The organism is Streptomyces sp. NPDC006743 (assembly GCF_040703815.1).
Lineage (GTDB): Bacteria > Actinomycetota > Actinomycetes > Streptomycetales > Streptomycetaceae > Streptomyces.
Genome location: NZ_JBEYJA010000079.1, coordinates 1 through 20,532, shown reverse-complemented (window position 1 = coordinate 20,532; position 20,532 = coordinate 1). Strand labels below are relative to the sequence as shown.

Here is a 20,532-nt window from a genome sequence, read left to right as displayed (position 1 = left end):
CAAAACCCTTTATTTTTTTTTGTTTTCTGTTTTTCTGTTTTTTTATCTCCACTCCCGCGCGGCCCGCCCCCGGGGGGGGGGGGGCCCCCCCCCACGCCGTTCTCGCTGCTTTCCACCTGCGAAGGGGGGTGGCCGCCCCTCATCCGACCGCGTCGGGCGAAGCCGCTCGGAGCCGATGGTCAGGACGGGTGTTCCACGCTCGTCCGGCGCCCGGGGACGCGAGGGAATGACTTCCCGGGGCAGGCACTGAGGCCGGGGCGTCGAGGTCTGCTTGCGCAGCCGCCAGAAACGCCTGTCGGCTGTCCTGCAGTGCGCGGCGGTGGGCGCGGTTGTCGGGCAGGCCGTGCCTGTTGGCGTACAGAAGGTTCCTTTGATGCCGCTCGGACAGTCCCGGTACGTCGCGTAGGGCCGCTTGCGCCCGGTCGCGCGCACGCTGGACGTCTCGGTGGTGTTCCACGTCGTCGACAGCGTTCGCGGCCGTCGCCAGGGCACCGAGAGCGGCATGGACCTCATCGAGATGAGTGCGGTTTTCTTCTTCGATCGCGGTCAGGGTGCTTATCGCTCGCTCCGCAGCAGCCAGCCGCCGATAGCCTCTGGCGTAATGCCGGATGGCCTGGAGAAGTCGAGTCGCGGCGTCCTGCAAGTCCGCGGATTCCAGGCACACGATGTGAAACGTGGTCTCGGCCCGGTGAACGATCTCGCGAAGCGCTTTCTCGGCCTGCCGGATTTCCTCGTCCGTGGCCTCCGCGTCTTCCGGCAGTTCGATGTGCTGCAGTTCCGAGCTGATGGTCAGGAACTGGACGAAGGCGTCTCGCCGTACGCCGCGACGCCATTGGTCTTGGTTCGCGGAAGCGGTGGCGCGGACGGTGTCCATGGCTGCCCGGTACGACGCGTCGGCCTGAACGAGCGCAGCATGCCAGGTCGTTTCCGCCGCGCGGAGGCCCGCTTTGAGTTGCATGCGGCCGATGACGATCGCGGTGGGGATGCCGATGGCGGTGACCGCTGCCGCTGCTACTGCTCCGATGCCTTCAAGATCCACGCTGACATCGTGGCGCACGCCGGGCCGCAGCGTGGGGGCATTCGGCGAAGACGCACGTTGTCTGGCGGACTGGGCCTGTCGCTTGAGGCCCCCCGCGGTGAAACGGGGGCCCGGAAGTGCCGACTCATCGGGACCAGGCATATCCCGCGTGGCGCGGGTAACTCCTCTATCGGGCATCGCCCCGCTGCGGAACTCGAGAGCCACGTCGCCGGCCTCGGCGCGCTGGGCAGGCTGGAGTTCGTCCCGGAAATCACGGGGGACGACTTTCTGCGGGCCAGTGACGCTCGAGCGGTCATGCTGTGCGGGATGATCGAGCGCGGCAAGGCGGGGCGCGCTTTCTTCGACGCGGGTCCGGTCCCACGCGCGTGGCCGCGGTCCGTGTCGGAGTTCGCCAAGGGGTGCGGCATTCCTGCCGAAGCGTCCGCGAAGCGGGCCGCCCCGCCCCGGCTCACGGGGCAAGACGGACGCCTCGGGGAAGGGCCGTACCCGTCAGCCACGCCCCGTCGGTGACCAACCACGAGCCGGCGGAGCGGGTGCCCAGCCTCTCGGGCGGGAGGCGACCTGTCAGGAGTTGACGAGATCGAGTTGCCCGAGGAGAGGCCGGTGACTCCCGGGGCCGCGCTCTGGGAGCCACTTACGGAGACTGTGCGGGGGCTCCGGCCGTCGCCGTTCGCCGGCCCTCGCGGGGCTCAGCCGGTGAAGCCGACGTGCGCGAGCCGGACCGGGCCGTGCAGCCGGAGGCGGACGTCGTGCACGCCGTCGGCGGCGAACGCCGCCCGGACCGGCGTGTAGTCGTACGGACCCGAGGTGGGCGTGGCCAGGGTGAGCACGGCCGCCGCGTCGTCGTCCGACAGGATCTCGACGCCGCCCTCGCCCGCCAGCTCGGCCGTCACCTCGGTGACCCCGTCCCCGAAGTCGCAGGCACGGTAGAGGAGTTCGGCGGTGTCGCCCGCAGCGGGAGTCACCGCGTCGCCCGTCCGCTTCGTGCGGTCGACGATCTCGGCGCCCGTCTGCTCGTCGAAGCCGGCGGCGTCCAGGCCGTGTTCGCGCACGGGCCGCGGAGCCGTGGGCTCGCCGTCCAGGGTGAGGGTGGTGCGCAGGCGTATGTCCTCGCTGGAGGCGCCCGCGAGCAGTTCGTACGTTCCCGGTTCCCGGCGCCGGCCGCCCCGGGCCACGTCCCAGAAGGCGAACGCGGACAGCGGGACCTCGAAGTCCAGCCGCGCACAGGCGCCGGGGGCGAGGGTGACGCGGCGGTGGGCGACCAGTTCGCGGCGCGGTCTCGGGACCGAGGGAGTGACGGCCCGCAGGTAGAGCTGGGCGACCTCGTCGGCTGCGGTGTCACCGGTGTTGGTGACGGTGAAGGAGACCCGCACGGCGCCCGTGCCGGGGTCCGGGGCGGTCCCGGCGCCGGCCGGCGGCCCGTCGCAGGCCGCCGTCAGTCCGTCGTAGGCGAAGGAGGCGTACGACAGGCCGTGGCCGAACGGGAACAGCGGGGTGCCCTCGAAGTAGAGGTAGGTCTGACGGCTGCCGATGACGTCGTAGTCGAGCAAGTCGGGCAGGTCGCCGTCGTGCGCGTACCAGGTCTGCGGGAGCCGGCCGGCGGGGGAGACGTCGCCCGCCAGGACCCGGGCGAGCGCCGTGCCCGCCGCCTGGCCGCCGTGCGCGGTCCACAGCGCGGCGCGCAGCGGCTCCGCGTCGAACGCGTACGGGTACGACGACACCAGCACCAGCGCCGTGTCCGGGTTGGCGGCGCGGGCGGCGGCGAGCAGCCGTTCCTGGTGGGCGGGCAGGCGCAGGGTCGTGCGGTCCTCGGTCTCCCGGCCGTTGATGTGCGGGTCGTTGCCGGCCACCACGAGCACGACGTCCGCCGCGGCGGCGGCGCGGCTCACCGCCTCCTCGCCGGACTCGGTGACCAGGAGTTCGAACACCTCGGGTGCCTGGGTGCCGTCCTCGGCGACCGTCACGCCGTCGGCGGTGACCCGGACGTGGCGGCCGGTGCCGAGGTGGCGCAGGAGGTGACGGTTCCCGCCGGGTTCCCCGTGCGGTTCGAGACGGAAGGTCTCCTGCACCACCCAGCCGCCGGGCTGGCCGGCGGAGGCGCGGACGTAGCCGTCCCCGGCGACCGACAGGTAGCGGCCGTCGGGGGCGCGCAGCGTCAGGACGCCGTCGCCCCAGTCGGCCAGGGCGAGTTCGGTGCCCTCGGCGCCGGTGGTGAGCGGCGGCAGGTCGGTGCGGCCGGCCAGCAGGGCCGGGTCGAGGGCGCCCTCGGCGCCGCGCACCTCGTCGCCGGCCGCGCCGGCGGGCGGGACGCGCAGGAAGGCGCCGGACGCGGTGCGCAGCAGCACCCGGTCCACGCCCTCGGCGAAGTCGACCCGGTCCGCGCCGAACCGCTCGTACAGGCCGTCCAGCGGTGTGGAGCGGTGCATCAACGTGCCGCTGTACCAGTCGAGTTTGCACTCGTCTGCCAGCAGGCCGGCCACCGCGATCCGCGCGGTGGGGGCGAGCGGGAGCAGGCCGTCGTTCTTGAGCAGGACGGCCGCCTGCTCGGCGGCTTCGCGGGCCAGGGCGCGGTGTGCGGGGGTGTCGAAGGCGCCGGGGGAGCCGGTGTGCGGGTCGTGGTCCGGGTCGAACTCGCCGAGCCGGAAGCGGACCGAGAGCTGACGGCGTACGGTGGCGTCCACGTCGGTCTCGGTCAACAGACCCCGCGCCAGCGCGCCGTGGACGCGGGCCACGATCCGGCTCGGGTCCGTGCCGTGGTCGGTGAAGCTGTCCACGCCGGCCAGCAGGGCGGCGGCGGTGGCCTCCTCGTGGGTGGCGAAGTAGTGCTCGGAGTCGACCAGGTTGGAGGGGGCGCCCGCGTCCGAGCAGACCAGCAGGTCCTCGTCGGTCCAGGTGCGCAGGTGCGCGCGCAGGTGGGGTGAGACGTGGTTGGGGCGGCCGTTGACGAGGTTGTAGGCGGGCATCACCCCGGCCACCGCGCCCGCCCGCACCGCGTCGTGGAAGGCCCGCAGGTCGTACTCGTGCAGGACGCGCGGGCGCACGGAGGACGAGGTGGTGTCCCGGCGGGTCTCGTTGTTGTGCGCCAGCCAGTGCTTGAGGACGGGGGCGGTGCGCCAGTACACCGGGTGGTCGCCGCGCAGGCCGCGGGTGTAGGCGATGGCGATGGCCGAGGTGAGCCGCGGGTCCTCGGAGTAGCCCTCCTCGTTGCGGCCCCACAGCGGATGGCGCAGCAGGTTCACCGTGGGGGCCCAGACGTTGAGGCCGACCCGCTCGTCGCGGGCGCGCATCGCACGGACCTCCTGGGACACCGCCTCGCCGATCCGGCGCACCAGCTCGTCGTTCCAGGTGGCGCCGAGGCCGACGGCCTGCGGGAACACCGTCGCCGGACCCATCCAGGCCACCCCGTGCAGGGCTTCCTGCCCGGTGCGGAAGGCGGCGACGCCGAGCCGTTCGACGGCGGGCGCGAACTGGTGGAGGAAGGAGACCTTCTCGTCCAGGGTCAGGCGCGCCAGCAGGTCGTCGACGCGCTTGGCGAACGACAGTTCGGGATCGCGGAAAGGCGGCGTGGAAGGCGTTCGTACGGTCACGTAGGGGTCCCCTTGCGCTGGAAAGGCCAGCCTCTTTCGAAGCGCTTCGATGCTTGATCGGGGCGGGGTCGGGTGTCAAGACGTCTCCCGGCAGCAACTGTGCGGGACCGCTCCCACGGCATGTGCTGCCTGTGAGTGGTCCAGTCCTCCGGCCTCGGAGGAATTCTGCAACCGGCTCTTGTGCGCCCCCAGTTGTTCACTTAACCTCGCAGCAACATCGAAGCGCTTCGACGACCGTGCCCGACCGCAGGGCCGGTCCATTCCTCCCAGGAACCGCTTCGGCTCAGCCGGCTCCAGCACCGCAGCTCCAGCACCAGCTCCTGCACCGCAGCTCCAGCTCCTGCTCCAGCACCGCAGCTCCAGCTACCGCTCCACTCGACGAGACATGAGCCATCGAGTCACCGGACACCGCAGCCGACGGCCGAACCGCCGGGTGTCCTGGTGCGCCACGAAGGGTTGACGCCATGACGAACGCCGCCCCCGCCGGACCCAGCCGGAGGAGCTTCCTCGCCTCCGCGGCGGTCGCCACCGCCGCGGTGGCCGGAGGAACGCCGCTGCTCGCCGCCTGCGGCGGCGGCACGGACAGCGGGTCGGGCGGCGGCACCTCGTCGGGCAAGGACGCCGGGAAGCTGCTGCCCGCCTTCGTCGCCGGCAACGTCGTCACCCCCGACATCCCGGCCAAGAACGGCTCCGCGGCCGGGTTCACCCGCAGACTCGCCCTCGCCGACCTGAAGACCTCGGTGCCCAAGAAGCTCGGCAAGGGCGGCAAGGTCACCGTCATGTCCCCGTTCTGGGGCTCCCCGCCCAAGGGCGACAACGCCTACTACAAGGCGATGAACGACCTCATCGGCGTCGACGTCCACTGGCAGAACCAGGACGGCAACACCTACGAGCAGAAGCTCGGCGCGGTGCTGGCCTCCAGCGACGTCCCGGACGTCGTGGTCGTGCCCGGCTGGAACATGAACGGCAAGATCCCCAGCGCGATCATCGGCAAGTTCGCCGACCTCGGCCCCTACCTGTCGGGGGACGCCGTCAAGGAGTACCCGAACCTCGCCGCGATCCCCACCGACGCCTGGCAGCGCTCCGTCTTCGGCGGCAGGCTGCGCGGTCTGCCGCAGCCCTCCCCGTACGTCACCGGCATCGTGCCCCTCTACCGCAAGGACATCTTCGACAAGGAGGGCTACCAGGTCCCGCGGTCCGCCGACGAGTTCATGTCCCTGGCCAAGGAGATCACCGACGCCAGGGCCAAGCGGTGGGCCTGCCTCGACATGAAGTGGACCGCGTTCCAGATGTTCGGCGTGCTCTCCGGCAGCGAGAAGCCGCTCGGCTGGAACCTCGTCGACGGCAAGCTCGTCAACCGCATCGAGACGCAGGAGTACCTCGAGGCGCTGGAGTGGACCCGCAAGCTGTTCGCCGCGGGGGTCGTCCACCCCGACGCCAGGCTCGGCAAGAGCCAGGCCACCGACCCCGGCCCCAAGTTCGCCGCCGGCGAGTTCCTCATCTACGCCAACAACATCTCCCAGTGGTGGAGCCGCACCGCCGAACAGGCCGTGCAGAACCCCCGGTTCAAGGTGTGGGGCATGGACGTCTTCGGACACGACGGCGGCAACCCCGCCCTGTGGGCCGAACAGCCCGCCGGCATCTTCGCCTTCGTCAGCAAGAAGGCCTCCGAGGCGGTCGTCCGTGACGTGCTGGCCGTCGCCGACGTCGCCGCCGCGCCGTACGGCACCAAGGAGTACATGCTCACCAACTACGGCGTGGAGGGCACCCACTACACCGTCAGGAACGGCGTGCCCACCAAGACCGACCAAGGCAACATCGACGTGATGAACGCCTACGTGATGGTCGCCGGCCCCGCGCCCACCATCGCGCACCCCGACTTCCCCGAGGTCGCCAGGGGCCAGGTGGAGTGGCAGCAGCGGATGGGCGCCTTCACCAAGAAGTCCTCCTTCTACGGCATGCAGATCACCGAACCCAGCCGCTACACCAACCTCGGCAACGACTTCGAGCAGCTGGAGGACGACGTCGTCCGCGGCCGCAGGAAGATCGGCGACATGCAGCAGGCCGTCTCCGACTGGAAGAGCAAGGGCGGCGACAAGCTCCGCGACTGGTACAAGAAGGTGCTCGACGACAACGGCCCGGCGGCCGGCTGAGGCGGCGGCGAGGCGAGGAGAACAGCCGTGTCCCACAGCACGGTGCCCCGGCGCAGCGCCGAGGCCGACACGACGGCGACCTCACCGGCGGCGGCCGGTGCCCGCGGCACGGGGGAGAGCGGCTCCGGGCCGCGACCGGGCAGAGGCAAGGGCGGAAGAGGCAAGGACGCGGGCGCGGGCAGGGGCGGCGGCAGGCTGAGCCTGCGGCTCAGGTTCCGGCGCGACCGCGCCCTGCTCCTGATGACCCTCCCGGCCGTGGTGCTGATCCTGCTCTTCAACTACGTGCCGATCCTCGGCAACGTCGTCGCCTTCCAGGACTACGACCCCTACATCAGCGACAACGGCGTCGTCTCCATCCTGCACAGCCCCTGGGTGGGCCTGCAGAACTTCCAGGCGATCTTCCAGGACTCCGGCTTCTGGAACGCCGTCACGAACACCCTCGTGCTGTTCGTCCTCCAGCTCGTGCTGTACTTCCCCGTCCCGATCCTCCTCGCGCTGCTCATCAACAGCGTGGTCAGGCCCCGGGTGCGGGCGATCGCGCAGGCCGTGCTCTACCTGCCGCACTTCTTCTCGTGGGTGCTGGTCATCGCCGTCTTCCAGCAACTCCTGGGCGGCGCGGGCCTCCTGTCCCAACTGCTGCGCGACCACGGCTTCGACGGCCTCGACATCATGACCGACCCCCACACCTTCAAGTTCCTCGTCACCGCGCAGGGCGTGTGGAAGGACGCCGGCTGGGGGATCATCGTCTTCCTCGCCGCGCTGGCCTCCGTCAGCCCGGACCTGTACGAGGCCGCGGCGATGGACGGCGCCGGCCGCTGGCGCCGCATCTGGCACGTCACCCTGCCCGCGCTGCGCCCGGTGATCGCCCTGCTCCTGGTGCTGCGTGTCGGCGACGCCCTCACCGTCGGCTTCGAGCAGATCCTGCTGCAGCGCGACGCCGTGGGACCGGGCGCCTCGGAGGTCCTGGACACCTTCGTGTGGTGGAACGGCGTCCGCAACCAGGACTTCGGCTACGCGGCCGCCGCCGGACTGGTCAAGGGCGTGGTCAGCATCGGCCTGGTCCTCGCCGCGAACAAGGTGGCCCATCTCATGGGCGAGCAGGGGGTGTACAAGAAGTGACCGCCGTCGTCGACAAGCCGGTCATCGACAAGCCGGCCGGGTCCGGGACCCACTGGTGGGCCGCCCCGCCCCGGCCCGTCTGGGAGGAGGAGCCGACCAGGGCCGGCCTGGCGGGCAAGGGCCTCGTCCTGGCCCTGGCCTGCCTCGCCATCGTCTTCCCGCTGTGGATCGTCGTCGTCACCAGCCTCTCCTCCCGCAGGACCATCGACGAGGCCGGCGGCCTGGTGATGGTCCCCAAGGGCATCACCTTCGTCGCCTACCGGGAACTGCTCAGCGGCGGCCAGGTCACCCGGGCCGCGGTCATCAGCATCCTGGTCACCGTGGTCGGCACGCTCTTCTCGATGGGCGTCTCGGTCCTGTGCGCCTACGGCCTGTCGCGCAGCGGATCCCTGGGCCACCGGTGGATCCTGATGACCCTGATGGCGACCATGTTCTTCAGCGCCGGACTCATCCCCACGTACCTGCTGGTGCAGAGCCTCGGCCTGACCGACAGCTACCTGGCGCTGATCCTGCCCAGCGCGGTGAGCGTCTTCAACATCCTGGTGCTGCGCGGCTTCTTCATGGGCATCTCGCCCGAACTGGTCGACAGCGCCCGCATCGACGGCGCCGGCGAGCTGCGCATCCTGTGGCGGATCGTCATGCCGCTGTCCCGCGCGGTCCTCGCGGTGATCACCCTGTTCTACGCCGTCGGCTACTGGAGCGCCTGGTTCAACGCCTCCCTGTACCTGAACGACCAGGACATGATGCCGCTGCAGAACGTCATGATCCAGCTCGTGCAGAAGCAGGAGGCGCCGGTCGGTCTGGGCCAGGCCATCAAGACCGGCCAGCTCTCCGGGCTCGCCGTGCAGATGGCGGTGATGGTGATGGCCCTGCTGCCGGTCGCGGTGCTCTCACCGTTCGTGCAGAAGCATTTCCGCAAGGGGATGCTGACCGGAGCGGTGAAGGGCTGAACGCCCGGGGCGCCGGCCGGCGCGGGCGCCGAGGCCCGCGAGCCGGGCCCCGGGCCGCCCGCCGCGCCACCGGAGCGTGTGCCGCGGGCCGTGCACCGCCGGCCCGCACTCCCGAACCCGAAGCCGAACCCGAAGACGAGGTAGGTCATGCCCACCCCCCGGCTCAGCAGACGTGCCGTTCTCGCCGCGCGGACCTGGAGACACGTCGACGACGCCGCCCACCCGTGGGGCGGAACCGGCGACGCGGTCAACGGCGGCCCCGTGACCCCGGCCGTGTCCACCTGACCGCCGACGGGCACGGCATCCCGTACGGGGAGCCCCTGCGATGACCGGGCCGCACCCCGCCTTCACTCCGGGAGCCCGTGCGATGACCGGCCGCACCCCGCCCTCCCTCGCCGACGTCACCCGCGGCCGGCTCCTCTTCGGCGGCGACTACAACCCCGAGCAGTGGCCCGAGGAGACCTGGCACGAGGACGTCCGCCTGATGCGCGAGGCCGGCGTCAACTCCGTCACCCTCGGCGTCTTCTCCTGGGCGACGATCGAACCCCGTCCCGGCGCCCGCGAGTTCGGGTGGCTCGACCGGCTGATGGACCTGATGCACGCGAACGGCATCGGAGTCGTCCTCGCCACCCCCACCTCCTCGCCCCCGCCCTGGCTGGGCCGCCTGCACCCCGACACCCTGCCCCGCGACGAGGACGGCCACACCGAGTGGTGGGGCGGCCGGCAGCACTTCTCGCACTCCAGCGCCACCTACCGCCGCTACGCCGCCGCAGTCACCGAGGACCTGGCCGCCCGCTACGCGGACCACCCCGCCCTCACCATGTGGCACATCAACAACGAGTACTGCACCTACGACCACGGCGACGAGGCCGCGGCCGCCTTCCGCCGCTGGCTGCGCGGGAAGTACCGCACCCTCGACGCCCTCAACACCGCCTGGGGCACGGCTTTCTGGAGCCAGGGCTACGACAGCTGGGACGGCGTCCTGCCGCCACGCCGCGCCCACTACCTGAAGAACCCGGCCCAGGTGCTCGACTTCCGCCGCTTCACCTCCGACGCGCTGCTGGAGTGCTACGTCGCCGAGCGCGACATCGTCCGCCGGCACACCCCCCACCTGCCGGTCACCACCAACTTCATGCCGCTGTGGTCCGGGCAGGACGCCTGGCGCTGGGCCGGCGAGGAGGACGTCGTCTCCGCCGACCTCTACCCCGACCCGCGCGACCCGCTCGGCGCCCAGCACGGCGCCCTGGTCCAGGACATGACCCGCTCCCAGGCGCGCGGGCCCTGGATGCTCATGGAACAGGCGGCCGGCCCGGTCAACTGGCGCGGCGTCAACCACCCCAAGCCGGCGGGTCTCAACCGCCTGTGGTCCCTGCAGGCCGTGGCCCGCGGCGCCGACGCCGTCTGCTACTTCCAGTGGCGCCAGTCCCGGCAGGGCGCGGAGAAGTTCCACTCCGGCATGGTCAGTCACGCGGGCGAGCAGGGGCGTACCTTCCAGGAGGTCAGACGGCTCGGCGGCGAACTGCGGCGCCTGGGCCCCGAGGTGTCCGGCACCCGGCTCACCGCCGACGTCGCGATCCTCCACGACTGGCACTCCTGGTGGGCCGGCGCGCACGAGGGCCGCCTCTCCACCGAGGTCGACTACGCCGACGTCCTGCGCGCCTGGCACCGCGCCCTGTGGGAGGCCCGCCTCACCACCGACTTCGCCCATCCCGGACACGACCTGTCCGCCTACCGGCTCGTCGTCGTGCCCCAGCTGTACCTGCTCACCGACACCGCGATCGGCAACCTCCTGGCGTACGTCGAAGGCGGCGGCACCCTCGTGTGCGGGTTCCTGACCGGCGTCGCCGACGAGGACGACCGGGTCCGGCCGGGCGGCATGGACGCCCGGCTGCGCGCGCTGTTCGGCATCCGCACCCTGCACGAGTGGTGGCCGCTGGAGGCGGGGGAGAGCGCCGCGTTCGGCGACGGCCTGCGCGGGACGCTGTGGTCCGAGGAGATCGAGGCCGCCGGCACCGCCGACGAGACGATCCCCTACCGCGGCGGCGAACTCGACGGACTGCCCGCCGTACTGCGCCGGGGCCGCGCCTGGTACGTCTCCACGCTCCCCGAACCCGGGGCGCTGCGCGCCCTGCTCACCCGGGTCGCGGCCGGCGCGGGCGTCCGCCCCGTCCTGGACGGCCTGCCCGACGGGGTCGAGGCGGTGCGGCGCGGAGAGCTGCTGTTCCTGCTCAACCACGGACGCGGGCCGGTGACCGTCGAGGTGCCCGGCACCCACCGCGACCTGCTCACGGACACCACCGTCACCGGCCGCACCACCCTGCCCCGGCACGGAGCGGCGGTACTCGCCCCATGAGCGCACCCCCCGCCCCCGTCCTTCCCGTCCACGGCACCTGGGAGCCGTGCCCCGCCGCCCGCTGGGAGGACGCCTTCCTGAGCGGCAACGGCCGGCACGGCGCGCTGGTGACCGGTGATCCGGACGACGACCGGGTCATCGTCACCCACCACACCCTCGTACGCCCCAACGGCTCCGAACACGCCGGGCCGCCGCGCCTGGCCGGGCAGCTGGCCGCCCTCCAGGACCGGCTGCTGGCCGGTGACCGTACGGCCGCCGAGTCCTTCACCGACGGCCGGCCGCTGCAGTGGGTGCAGCCCTTCCACCCCGCCTTCCTGATCAGACTGCGCCGCCCGCCGGGCACCAGGAGCGGGTACCGCCGGGCCGTGGACTTCACCACCGGTCAGACCACGGCCGAGTGCGCCGGCTGGCGCAGCCGGCTCTTCGTCTCCCGCGCCGACGACGTGGTCGTGCAGCAGGTGACCGCGCCCGGCCTCACCCTCGGCGTCCGGCTCGACCACCGGCTGCCGGGCGCGCCGCAGGCACTCCGCGTCGGGCACGGCACGGTGCTCACCGCCGAGGGCGCCGTGCTGAGCCTGCGGGCCCGCTACCCCGGCAGCGACCGGGCGTACACCGGGGTCACCCTCGTGGTCGTCACCGGCGGCACCACCGCACTCACCCCGCCCGCAGTGCACATCACCGGCGCCGCCTCGGTGCTGCTGCTCACCCGCGTCCAGCGGCACACCGGCGAGCTGGACGTGACGGCCCAGGCCCACGCCCTGCGCGACCTGCTCACCGACGCCGCCCGCGGCCGCACCGCCACCCCGCCCCGACAGGCCCCGCACCGCGGAGCCCGCCCCGACCGGCCCCCCTCGCCCGAACCCGCGTCCCCCGGGCGCGCGTCTGGCGAATCCGTGCCCGGCGAACGCGCGTCCGGCGAACGCCCGACCGGCGGGCCCGCGCCCTACGAAGCCCTCCGCGCCCGACACCTCGCGCACCACCGCACCGCCTACCAGCGGGTCACCCTGGACCTGCGCGCCGACCCCGCCGAACGCGCCCTGCCCGGCTCCCGGTTGCTGGAACGTCCCCGCAGCGCCGCCCTCCTGGAACGCCTCTTCGCCGCCGGCCGCTACCACCTGCTCTCCTCCAGCGGCCTGCTCCCGCCCCGCCTCACCGGACTGTGGACCGGCGAATGGGACACGGCCTGGTCCGGGGCGTTCACCACGGACGCCAACCTCAACCTCCAGACCGCCTCGGCCGCCGCGGCCGCCCTCCCCGAGGTCACCGGGGCGCTGGCCCGCCTCGTGCACGGGCAGCTCCCCGACTGGCGGGAGAACGCCCGCGCGGTCTTCGGCACCCGCGGGGTGGTCGCCCCCGCGCACACCGACGGCGAGTCGGGCCTCGTCCGCCACTTCAGCCGGGAGTACCCGCTGCACCTGTGGACGGCGGGCGCCGACTGGCTCCTCAAGCCGCTCCTCGACCACGACGACACCAGCGGCGCGCCCGACCCGGCCACCACCGCGGCCCTCGCCGAGACCGCCCGTTTCTACGAGGACTTCCTCACCCGCACCGACGCCGGCGGCGACCTCGTCGTCGTCCCGTCCTACTCACCGGAGAACCGGCCCGCGAACGCGAGCTGGGGCACCGTGAACGCCGCCATGGACCTCTCCGCCGCCCGGCACGCCCTGACCACCGCCGCCGACCGCCACCCGGACACCGCCGAGGCCGCCCGGTGGCGTGCCCTCGCCGGCCGGCTGCCCCCGCACCGGGTCAACGCCGACGGCGCCCTCGCCGAATGGGCCGCACCCGGCCTCCAGGACTCCTACGACCACCGCCACCTCAGCCACCTCTACGGCGTCTGGCCGCTGGACGAGATCAACCCCTACGACACCCCGGAGACGGCCGCGGCCGCCCACCGCGCCCTGGCCCTGCGCGGCGCCGAGAACGACTCCGCGCACGGACACCTCCACCACGCCCTGATCGCGGCCCGGCTCCGCGATGCCGGCCGGGTCGCCGACGCCCTCACGCGGGTCCTCGACGGCGACTTCTTCCACGCCTCCTTGATGAGCGCCCACTACCCGAACCGGCACGTCTACAACGCGGACGCCGCCCACACCCTGCCCGCGGTGCTCATCGAGATGCTCGTCCAGTCCACCCCCGACCGCCTGGTCCTGCTCCCCGCCCTCCCGCCCGCCCTGGCCGCCGGCGAACTGCGCGGCGTGCGCACCCGGTTCGGCGCGGCACTCGACCTCACCTGGTCCGGCCCCGCGGCCACCGCGGTGCTGCGCCCCGCCCGCGGCCACCGCATAGAGGTGCGGACCCCCGGGGGCACCCGGCGACTGGACCTGGTCGCCGGGGAGGAGCGCGTCCTGGAGCTGCGGACGCGGTGAGCGGCGCCGCCGGACGCAGGGGAGGGGACGGGCGCCCGTCAGGGAGCCGTCGGCGCCGGTCCGGAACTGGCGCGCACGGTCAGCTGGGGCGCGATGAGGACCACCTCGGCACCCTCGCGCCCGTCGAGCTTGGCCACCAGGCGCTCGACGGCGTGCCGGCCCATCTCCTGGGCGGGGACGGCGACCGAGGTCAGCCGGACGGAGGCCTGGACGGCGACCTGGTCGGGGCAGATCGCGGCCACCGACACGTCCTCGGGCACGGCCCGTCCCTGCTGGCGCAGCAGGGCGAGCAGCGGCTCCACCGCGGACTCGTTCTGCACGACGAAGCCCGTGGTGCCCGGCCGCTCGTCGAAGATCCGGGCCAGGGTCGCCGCCATCGCGTCGTAGCCGCCCTCGCAGGGGCGGTGCAGCACCTTCAGGCCCAGCTCCCGCGCCCGGGAGCGCAGCCCGTCCAGGGTGCGTTCGGCGAAGCCGGTGTGCCGTTCGTAGACGGCGGGCGCCTCCCCGATGACAGCGATGTCGCGGTGGCCCAGCTTCGCCAGGTGTTCCACGCACAGCGCGCCGGTCGCACCCCAGTCGAGGTCGACGCAGGTCAGTCCGGTGGCGTCGGCGGGCAGTCCGATGAGGACGCAGGGCTGGTGGGTGCCGCGCAGCAGGGGCAGCCGCTCGTCCTCCAGCTCGACATCCATCAGGATCATCGCGTCGGCGAGCCCGCTGCCCGTCACCCGGCGCACGGCGTCGGGGCCCTCCTCGCCGGTGAGCAGCAGGACGTCGTAGCCGTGGGCGCGGGCGGCGGTCGCCACGGCGATGGCGATCTCCATCATCACCGGCACGTACATGTCCGTGCGCAGCGGGATCATCAGGGCGATGATGTTCGACCTGCTGCTGGCCAGCGCGCGGGCGCCCGCGTTCGGGTGGTAGCCCAGTTCGCGGATGCTGTGCTCGACCCGCTCCCGGGTGCTCGCGGAGATGGACCGCTTGCCGCTGAGGACGTAGCTCACCGTGCTCGCCGAGACTCCGGCGTGCTGCGCGACCTCGGCGAGGGTGACCATCTGCTCTCCAAGCTGTGTGAAGCGCTTCGACAGTGCGCATGACCGGCAGGCCGATTGTGAGGGTGATTCGACAGTAACCCCAGCATCGGTGGGTGTCCAGAGGGTGTCGAAGCGCTTCGACAGATTTCCTGTCCGACGGTCACCGACAGGCCCGCGGGCCCCTTCCGTCCCCGCCCCGGCGCACCCCCGCGCGCACCCTCCCCCCGCATGACACCACACCGGGACACCCGCGGGCGCACCGGCCGCCCGCACGCTCGGCGCCCGCCACGCCAGGGGTGGTGGCACCGTCCGGTATCGGGTACATACGAACCAGTGGCACCGGTCGGTGAAGAAAACACCCAAGATCCCTATTCGCGGGGCGCGTTCCCGCGGTGAGGTGAGCCTCATGTCCGCACCAGCGACCAGCAGACCCACCGTGAGCGAGCGCGAAGCCCGGCAGGTGGCGGAGGACGCCCGGGAGCAGCACTGGCGCAAACCCAGCTTCGCCAAGGAACTGTTCCTGGGCCGCTTCCGGCTCGACCTCATCCACCCCCACCCGCTCCCGGCCGCCGACGACGTGCAGCGCGGCGAGGAGTTCCTGGCCAAGCTGCGCGACTTCTGCGAGACGAAGGTCGACTCCGCCCGGATCGAGCGCGACGCGCGGATCCCCGACGAGGTCGTCACCGGGCTCAAGGAGCTGGGCGCCCTCGGCATGAAGATCGACACCAGGTACGGCGGCCTCGGCCTCACCCAGGTGTACTACAACAAGGCCCTCGCCCTGGCCGGCTCGGCCAGCCCCGCCATCGGGGCCCTGCTCTCCGCGCATCAGTCGATCGGCGTACCGCAGCCGCTCAAACTCTTCGGCACCCAGGAACAGAAGGAGACGTTCCTGCCCCGCTGCGCCCGCACCGACATCTCCGCCTTCCTGCTCACCGAGCCGGACGTCGGCTCCGACCCGGCCCGCCTGGCGACCACGGCCGTGCCGGACGAGCGGGGGGACTACGTCCTGGACGGCGTGAAGCTGTGGACCACCAACGGCGTGGTGGCCGACCTGCTCGTCGTCATGGCGCGCGTACCGAGGTCGGAGGGGCACCGCGGCGGCATCACCGCCTTCGTCGTCGAGGCCGCCGCCGAGGGCGTCACGGTGGAGCACCGCAACGCCTTCATGGGCCTGCGCGGCATCGAGAACGGCGTCACCCGCTTCCACCGGGTCCGCGTCCCGGCCGCCCAGCGCATCGGCGAGGAGGGCCAGGGCCTCAAGATCGCCCTGACCACGCTCAACACCGGCCGGCTCTCCCTGCCGGCCATGTGCGCGGGCGCGGGCAAGTGGTGCCTGAAGATCGCCCGCGAGTGGTCCGCCGTCCGCGAGCAGTGGGGCAAACCGGTCGCGCTGCACGAGGCGGTCGGCTCGAAGATCTCCTTCATCGCCGCCACCACCTTCGCCCTGGAGGCGGTGCTCGAACTGTCCTCCCAGATGGCCGACGAGGACCGCAACGACATCCGCATCGAGGCCGCCCTCGCCAAGCTCTACGGCTCGGAGATGGCCTGGAAGATGGCCGACGAACTGGTCCAGATCCGCGGCGGACGCGGCTTCGAGACGGCCGCCTCCCTCGCCGCCCGCGGCGAACGCGCCGTCCCCGCCGAGCAGATGCTGCGCGACCTGCGCATCAACCGCATCTTCGAGGGCTCCACCGAGATCATGCACCTCCTGATCGCCCGCGAGGCCGTCGACGCCCACCTCTCGGTCGCCGGCGACCTCATCGACCCCGGCAAGTCCCTCCAGGACAAGGCGAGGGCGGGCGCCAACGCGGGAGTCTTCTACGCGAAGTGGCTGCCGAAGCTGGTCGCGGGCCCCGGGCAACTGCCGCGCTCGTACGCCGAGTTCCACCCGCGCGGCCACGCCGACCTCTCCGGGCACCTGCGCTTCGTCGAACGCCACGCCCGCAAGCTCGCCCGCTCCACCTTCTACGCCATGTCCCGCTGGCAGGGCCGGATGGAGACCAAGCAGGGCTTCCTCGGCCGCGTCGTGGACATCGGCGCCGAACTGTTCGCGATGAGCGCGGCCTGCGTGCGCGCCGAACTCCTGCGCACCCGGGGGGAGAACGGCCGCGAGGCCTACCAGCTGGCCGACGCCTTCTGCCGCCAGGCCCGCATCCGCGTCGGCGAACTCTTCGACCGCCTGTGGAACAACACCGACGACCTGGACCGCAAGGTCGTCAAGGGCGTCCTCGGCGGCGCCTACGAGTGGCTGGAGCAGGGAATCGTCGACCCCTCGGACGACGGTCCCTGGATCGCCGAGCCGGAACCGGGCCCCGGCGCACGGGAGAACGTGCACCGCCCGATCCGCTGACGACCCCGCTCCGGGCCGCTCTCACGGCGGCCCGCCCACCACCCCGCCCCACGGCTGCCCGGCCACCACCCCGCCCCACGGCGACCGCCCGGCCGCCCCGCGGCGCGGCGGTCGCGCGCGGTCCGTCCCGTGGCGGCCCACCGCCTGGCCGCGCGACGGGCGGCCCTGCGCCCGCCCGTCGTCGCCCGGAGTCCCGCACCGGCGGCACGCCCCTGGGGCGGTGCCGGGACACCGGTCACCGCCGGGACGCGCCTTGCCCGGCCGCAGGCGGCCCGAGCGTCGCCGCCGAGGCGGGCACGGTCGGAGCGTGAGGCCCCGGAGCGCGCCCGCCGGCACGCGCCCGGTCGGAGCGGACGGCCGCAACGGCGTTCGTTCCCCGCCGCATGCGCCCCGCCGGCACGCGCCCGGTCGGAGCGGGTGCCCGAACGCGCTCGGGCGGGGCGTTCGTTCCCCGCCGCACGCGCCGCGGGGACGCGCGGGCGGCCGGCGGGGCGCCCACCCCCGAACGCGCTCGGGCGGAACCGGCGCCCCCGCGGCGCGCGCCGCCGTGCATGCGCCGGGGTGCGATCCGGGGCGCCCCGGACCCGCCCGGCGGACGCGCTGTCCTGAGACACAGGCGTTGCGGCCACAATGGGGGGATGAGCGACAGTCCAGCCCCTCTCGCCGATCCGCATCTCGTCTTCGACCCCGTCAGCGGGGACGGACCCAAGGACGTGGTCGTCCTCGGGTCCACCGGGTCCATCGGCACCCAGGCCATCGACCTCGTGCTGCGCCACCCGGACCGCTTCCGGGTCACCGCTCTCTCCGCCAACGGCGGCCGGGTCGGTCTCCTCGCCGAGCAGGCGTTCCGGCTGCGGGCGCGGACCGTGGCCGTGGCCCGCGAGGACGTCGTACCGGCCCTGCGCGAGGCGCTGGCCGCGCAGTACGGGAGCGCCGGGCCGCTCCCCGAGATCCTGGCCGGGCCCGACGCGGCCACCCACGTCGCCGCCTCCGAGTGCCACACCGTCCTCAACGGCATCACCGGATCCATCGGCCTCGCCCCGACCCTCGCCGCCCTGAAGGCGGGCCGCACTCTCGCGCTCGCCAACAAGGAGTCGCTCATCGTCGGCGGCCCGCTGGTCAAGGCAGTGGCCGAGCCGGGTCAGATCATCCCGGTGGACTCCGAGCACGCCGCGCTCTTCCAGGCCCTGGCCGGCGGGACCCGGGCGGATGTGCGCAAGCTCGTCGTCACCGCCTCCGGCGGCCCCTTCCGCGGCCGTACCAAGGACGAACTCGCCGACGTCGGCGTCGAGGACGCCCTCGCCCACCCCACCTGGGCGATGGGCCCGGTGATCACGGTGAACTCCGCCACCCTCGTCAACAAGGGCCTGGAGGTCATCGAGGCCCACCTGCTGTACGACATCCCCTTCGACCGCATCGAGGTCGTCGTCCACCCGCAGTCGTACGTCCACTCGATGGTCGAGTTCACCGACGGGTCCACCCTCGCGCAGGCGACGCCCCCCGACATGCGCGGGCCCATCGCCATCGGCCTCGGCTGGCCCGAACGGGTTCCCGACGCCGCCCCCGCCTTCGACTGGAGCAAGGCCTCCACCTGGGAGTTCTTCCCCCTCGACACCGAGGCCTTCCCCTCCGTCGGCCTCGCCCGGCACGTCGGCCGGCTCGCGGGCACCGCCCCGGCCGTGTTCAATGCGGCCAACGAGGAGTGCGTCGACGCGTTCCTGCGCGGCGCACTGCCCTTCAACGGGATCATGGAGACCGTGACACAGGTGGTCGAGGAGCACGGCACACCCCGCACGGGAACTACGCTGACCCTGCCGGACGTCCTCGAAGCGGAGACCTGGGCCCGCTCCCGCGCCCGGGAACTGACAGCGCAGACGGCGACCGCGGAGGCGCGTGCATGACGTCCCTGATGATGATCCTCGGCATAGTCGTCTTCGTGATCGGCCTGCTGGTCTCCATCGCGTGGCACGAGCTGGGACATCTGTCCACCGCCAAGCTCTTCGGCATCCGCGTGCCGCAGTACATGGTCGGCTTCGGCCCGACGATCTTCTCGCGCAAGAAGGGCGAGACGGAGTACGGCATCAAGGCCATCCCGTTCGGCGGCTACATCCGCATGATCGGCATGTTCCCGCCGGGCGACGACGGCCGGGTCACCGCCCGTTCCACCTCACCCTGGCGCGGCATGATCGAGGACGCCCGCTCGGCCGCGTACGAGGAGCTGGAGCCCGGCGACGAGAAGCGCATGTTCTACACGCGCGCCCCGTGGAAGCGGGTCATCGTCATGTTCGCCGGCCCCTTCATGAACCTCGTCCTCGCGGTCGCCCTGTTCCTCATCGTGCTGATGGGCTTCGGCATCTCGCAGCAGACGACCGCCGTCAGCTCCGTCTCGCAGTGCGTCATCGCACAGAGCGAGAACCGCGACACGTGCGAGAAGGGCGACCCGCTCTCCCCGGCCGCCGCCGCGGGGATGCGCGCCGGGGACCGGATCGTCGCCTTCGACGGCGTCAGGACCGACGACTGGGACCGCCTGTCCGACCTCATCCGCGCCAACCCCGGAAAGCAGGTGCCGATCGTCGTCGACCGGGGCGGCAAGGACGTCACCCTGCACGCGAAGATCGCCACCAACCAGGTCGCCAAGAAGGACTCCCACGGTCAGATCGTCCAGGGCCAGTACGTCACCGCCGGATTCCTCGGCTTCAGCGCGGCCACCGGCATCGTCCGCCAGGACTTCGGCCAGTCCGTGACCTGGATGGGCGACCGGCTCGGCGAGGCCGTCGACTCCATCGCGAGCCTGCCCGGCAAGATCCCGGCCCTGTGGGACGCGGCCTTCGACGGCGCCCCCCGCCAGCCCGACTCCCCGATGGGCGTGGTCGGCGCGGCCCGCGTCGGCGGCGACATCTTCACCCTGGACATCCCGCCCACCCAGCAGCTGGCCATGGCCATGATGCTGGTCGCCGGCTTCAACCTCTCCCTGTTCCTCTTCAACATGCTGCCGCTGCTGCCGCTGGACGGCGGGCACATCGCCGGCGCCCTGTGGGAGTCGCTGCGCCGCCGGCTGGCCAAGGTGCTGCGCCGCCCGGACCCCGGCCCGTTCGACGTGGCGAAGCTGATGCCGGTGGCCTACGTCGTGGCCAGCGTCTTCATCTGCTTCACCATCCTCGTCCTCATCGCGGACGTCGTTAACCCCGTCAAAATCACGTAGCGACCCGTTGTTCGAGGCGGCCGGGCAGGTGTCCTGTCCGGCCGCCTCCCATTGAGTGGGTTTGCCGGGTGGGATGTGCCGATGATCGGGGCGGTGCCGTAATCTCGAAGCCTGGAGCCCGCCGCAGAACGGGGCCGGACCTTGATCCACGACTTGGGGTTGCACAGCAGATGACTGCGATTTCTCTCGGCATGCCGTCCGTTCCGACCAAGCTCGCCGAGCGCCGCAGGAGCCGGCAGATCCAGGTCGGGTCCGTGGCGGTCGGTGGGGACGCGCCGGTCTCCGTGCAGTCGATGACGACGACGCGTACGTCGGACGTCGGTGCGACGTTGCAGCAGATCGCGGAGCTGACGGCGTCGGGCTGTCAGATCGTGCGGGT

General features: G+C 72.6%; 13 protein-coding genes. 10 read left to right on the top strand and 3 right to left on the bottom strand.

Annotated features, from left to right (window positions below):
- Nucleotides 1-139: 139 nt before the first annotated feature.
- Nucleotides 140-1,039 (bottom strand): hypothetical protein, encoded by a 900-nt coding sequence (locus ABZ719_RS34845; protein ID WP_366729174.1) that lies wholly within the window; start codon nucleotides 1,037-1,039, stop codon nucleotides 140-142.
- Nucleotides 1,040-1,728: 689 nt separating this feature from the next.
- Entirely contained in the window at nucleotides 1,729-4,626 is a 2,898-nt protein-coding gene (locus tag ABZ719_RS34840) for a glycoside hydrolase family 3 C-terminal domain-containing protein (RefSeq protein WP_366729173.1), read from the bottom strand.
- Nucleotides 4,627-5,090: 464 nt separating this feature from the next.
- On the opposite strand from ABZ719_RS34840, the gene ABZ719_RS34835 reads away from it, so the two are divergent.
- The 6 genes from ABZ719_RS34835 (at nucleotide 5,091) to ABZ719_RS34810 (ending at nucleotide 13,570) form a co-directional block, all read left to right on the top strand.
- Complete coding sequence (locus ABZ719_RS34835; RefSeq protein WP_366729172.1) at nucleotides 5,091-6,779, top strand: extracellular solute-binding protein; 1,689 nt, start codon at nucleotides 5,091-5,093, stop codon at nucleotides 6,777-6,779.
- 27 nt (nucleotides 6,780-6,806) lie between these two features.
- Nucleotides 6,807-7,898 (top strand): ABC transporter permease subunit, encoded by a 1,092-nt coding sequence (locus ABZ719_RS34830; protein ID WP_366729171.1) that lies wholly within the window; start codon nucleotides 6,807-6,809, stop codon nucleotides 7,896-7,898.
- On the top strand, nucleotides 7,895-8,848 hold the full coding sequence (locus ABZ719_RS34825) for a carbohydrate ABC transporter permease (protein ID WP_366729170.1): 954 nt from the start codon (nucleotides 7,895-7,897) through the stop codon (nucleotides 8,846-8,848). The genes ABZ719_RS34830 and ABZ719_RS34825 overlap by 4 nt, the downstream gene beginning before the upstream one ends.
- Before the next feature lie 147 nt (nucleotides 8,849-8,995).
- Nucleotides 8,996-9,133 (top strand): hypothetical protein, encoded by a 138-nt coding sequence (locus ABZ719_RS34820; protein WP_366729169.1) that lies wholly within the window; start codon nucleotides 8,996-8,998, stop codon nucleotides 9,131-9,133.
- An 82-nt stretch (nucleotides 9,134-9,215) separates the two neighbouring features.
- Nucleotides 9,216-11,201 carry a beta-galactosidase gene (locus ABZ719_RS34815; RefSeq protein WP_366729168.1) on the top strand — a complete coding sequence of 662 codons (1,986 nt, stop codon included), beginning with the start codon at nucleotides 9,216-9,218 and terminating at the stop codon, nucleotides 11,199-11,201.
- Nucleotides 11,198-13,570, top strand: a complete 2,373-nt coding sequence (locus ABZ719_RS34810) for a glycoside hydrolase N-terminal domain-containing protein (RefSeq protein ID WP_366729167.1) — start codon at nucleotides 11,198-11,200, stop codon at nucleotides 13,568-13,570. Before ABZ719_RS34815 ends, ABZ719_RS34810 begins: the two co-directional genes overlap by 4 nt.
- A 38-nt stretch (nucleotides 13,571-13,608) precedes the next feature.
- On the opposite strand, the gene ABZ719_RS34805 is transcribed toward ABZ719_RS34810, so the two are convergent.
- Nucleotides 13,609-14,622, bottom strand: a complete 1,014-nt coding sequence (locus ABZ719_RS34805) for a LacI family DNA-binding transcriptional regulator (RefSeq protein WP_366729166.1) — start codon at nucleotides 14,620-14,622, stop codon at nucleotides 13,609-13,611.
- Between the two features lie 385 nt (nucleotides 14,623-15,007).
- Between ABZ719_RS34805 and ABZ719_RS34800 the strand changes: the two genes are divergently transcribed.
- From ABZ719_RS34800 to ABZ719_RS34785, 4 genes are all read left to right on the top strand, one after another.
- Nucleotides 15,008-16,951 (top strand): acyl-CoA dehydrogenase family protein, encoded by a 1,944-nt coding sequence (locus ABZ719_RS34800; protein WP_366729165.1) that lies wholly within the window; start codon nucleotides 15,008-15,010, stop codon nucleotides 16,949-16,951.
- 638 nt (nucleotides 16,952-17,589) lie between these two features.
- Nucleotides 17,590-18,852: a 1-deoxy-D-xylulose-5-phosphate reductoisomerase gene (gene dxr / locus ABZ719_RS34795; RefSeq protein ID WP_366729164.1), complete on the top strand. Its 1,263-nt coding sequence runs from the start codon at nucleotides 17,590-17,592 to the stop codon at nucleotides 18,850-18,852.
- Between the two features lie 8 nt (nucleotides 18,853-18,860).
- Nucleotides 18,861-20,153 carry a site-2 protease family protein gene (locus tag ABZ719_RS34790; RefSeq protein ID WP_366729175.1) on the top strand — a complete coding sequence of 431 codons (1,293 nt, stop codon included), beginning with the start codon at nucleotides 18,861-18,863 and terminating at the stop codon, nucleotides 20,151-20,153.
- Nucleotides 20,154-20,323: 170 nt separating this feature from the next.
- On the top strand, nucleotides 20,324-20,532 hold a 209-nt coding region (locus ABZ719_RS34785), incomplete at its 3' end, for a flavodoxin-dependent (E)-4-hydroxy-3-methylbut-2-enyl-diphosphate synthase (protein ID WP_366729163.1).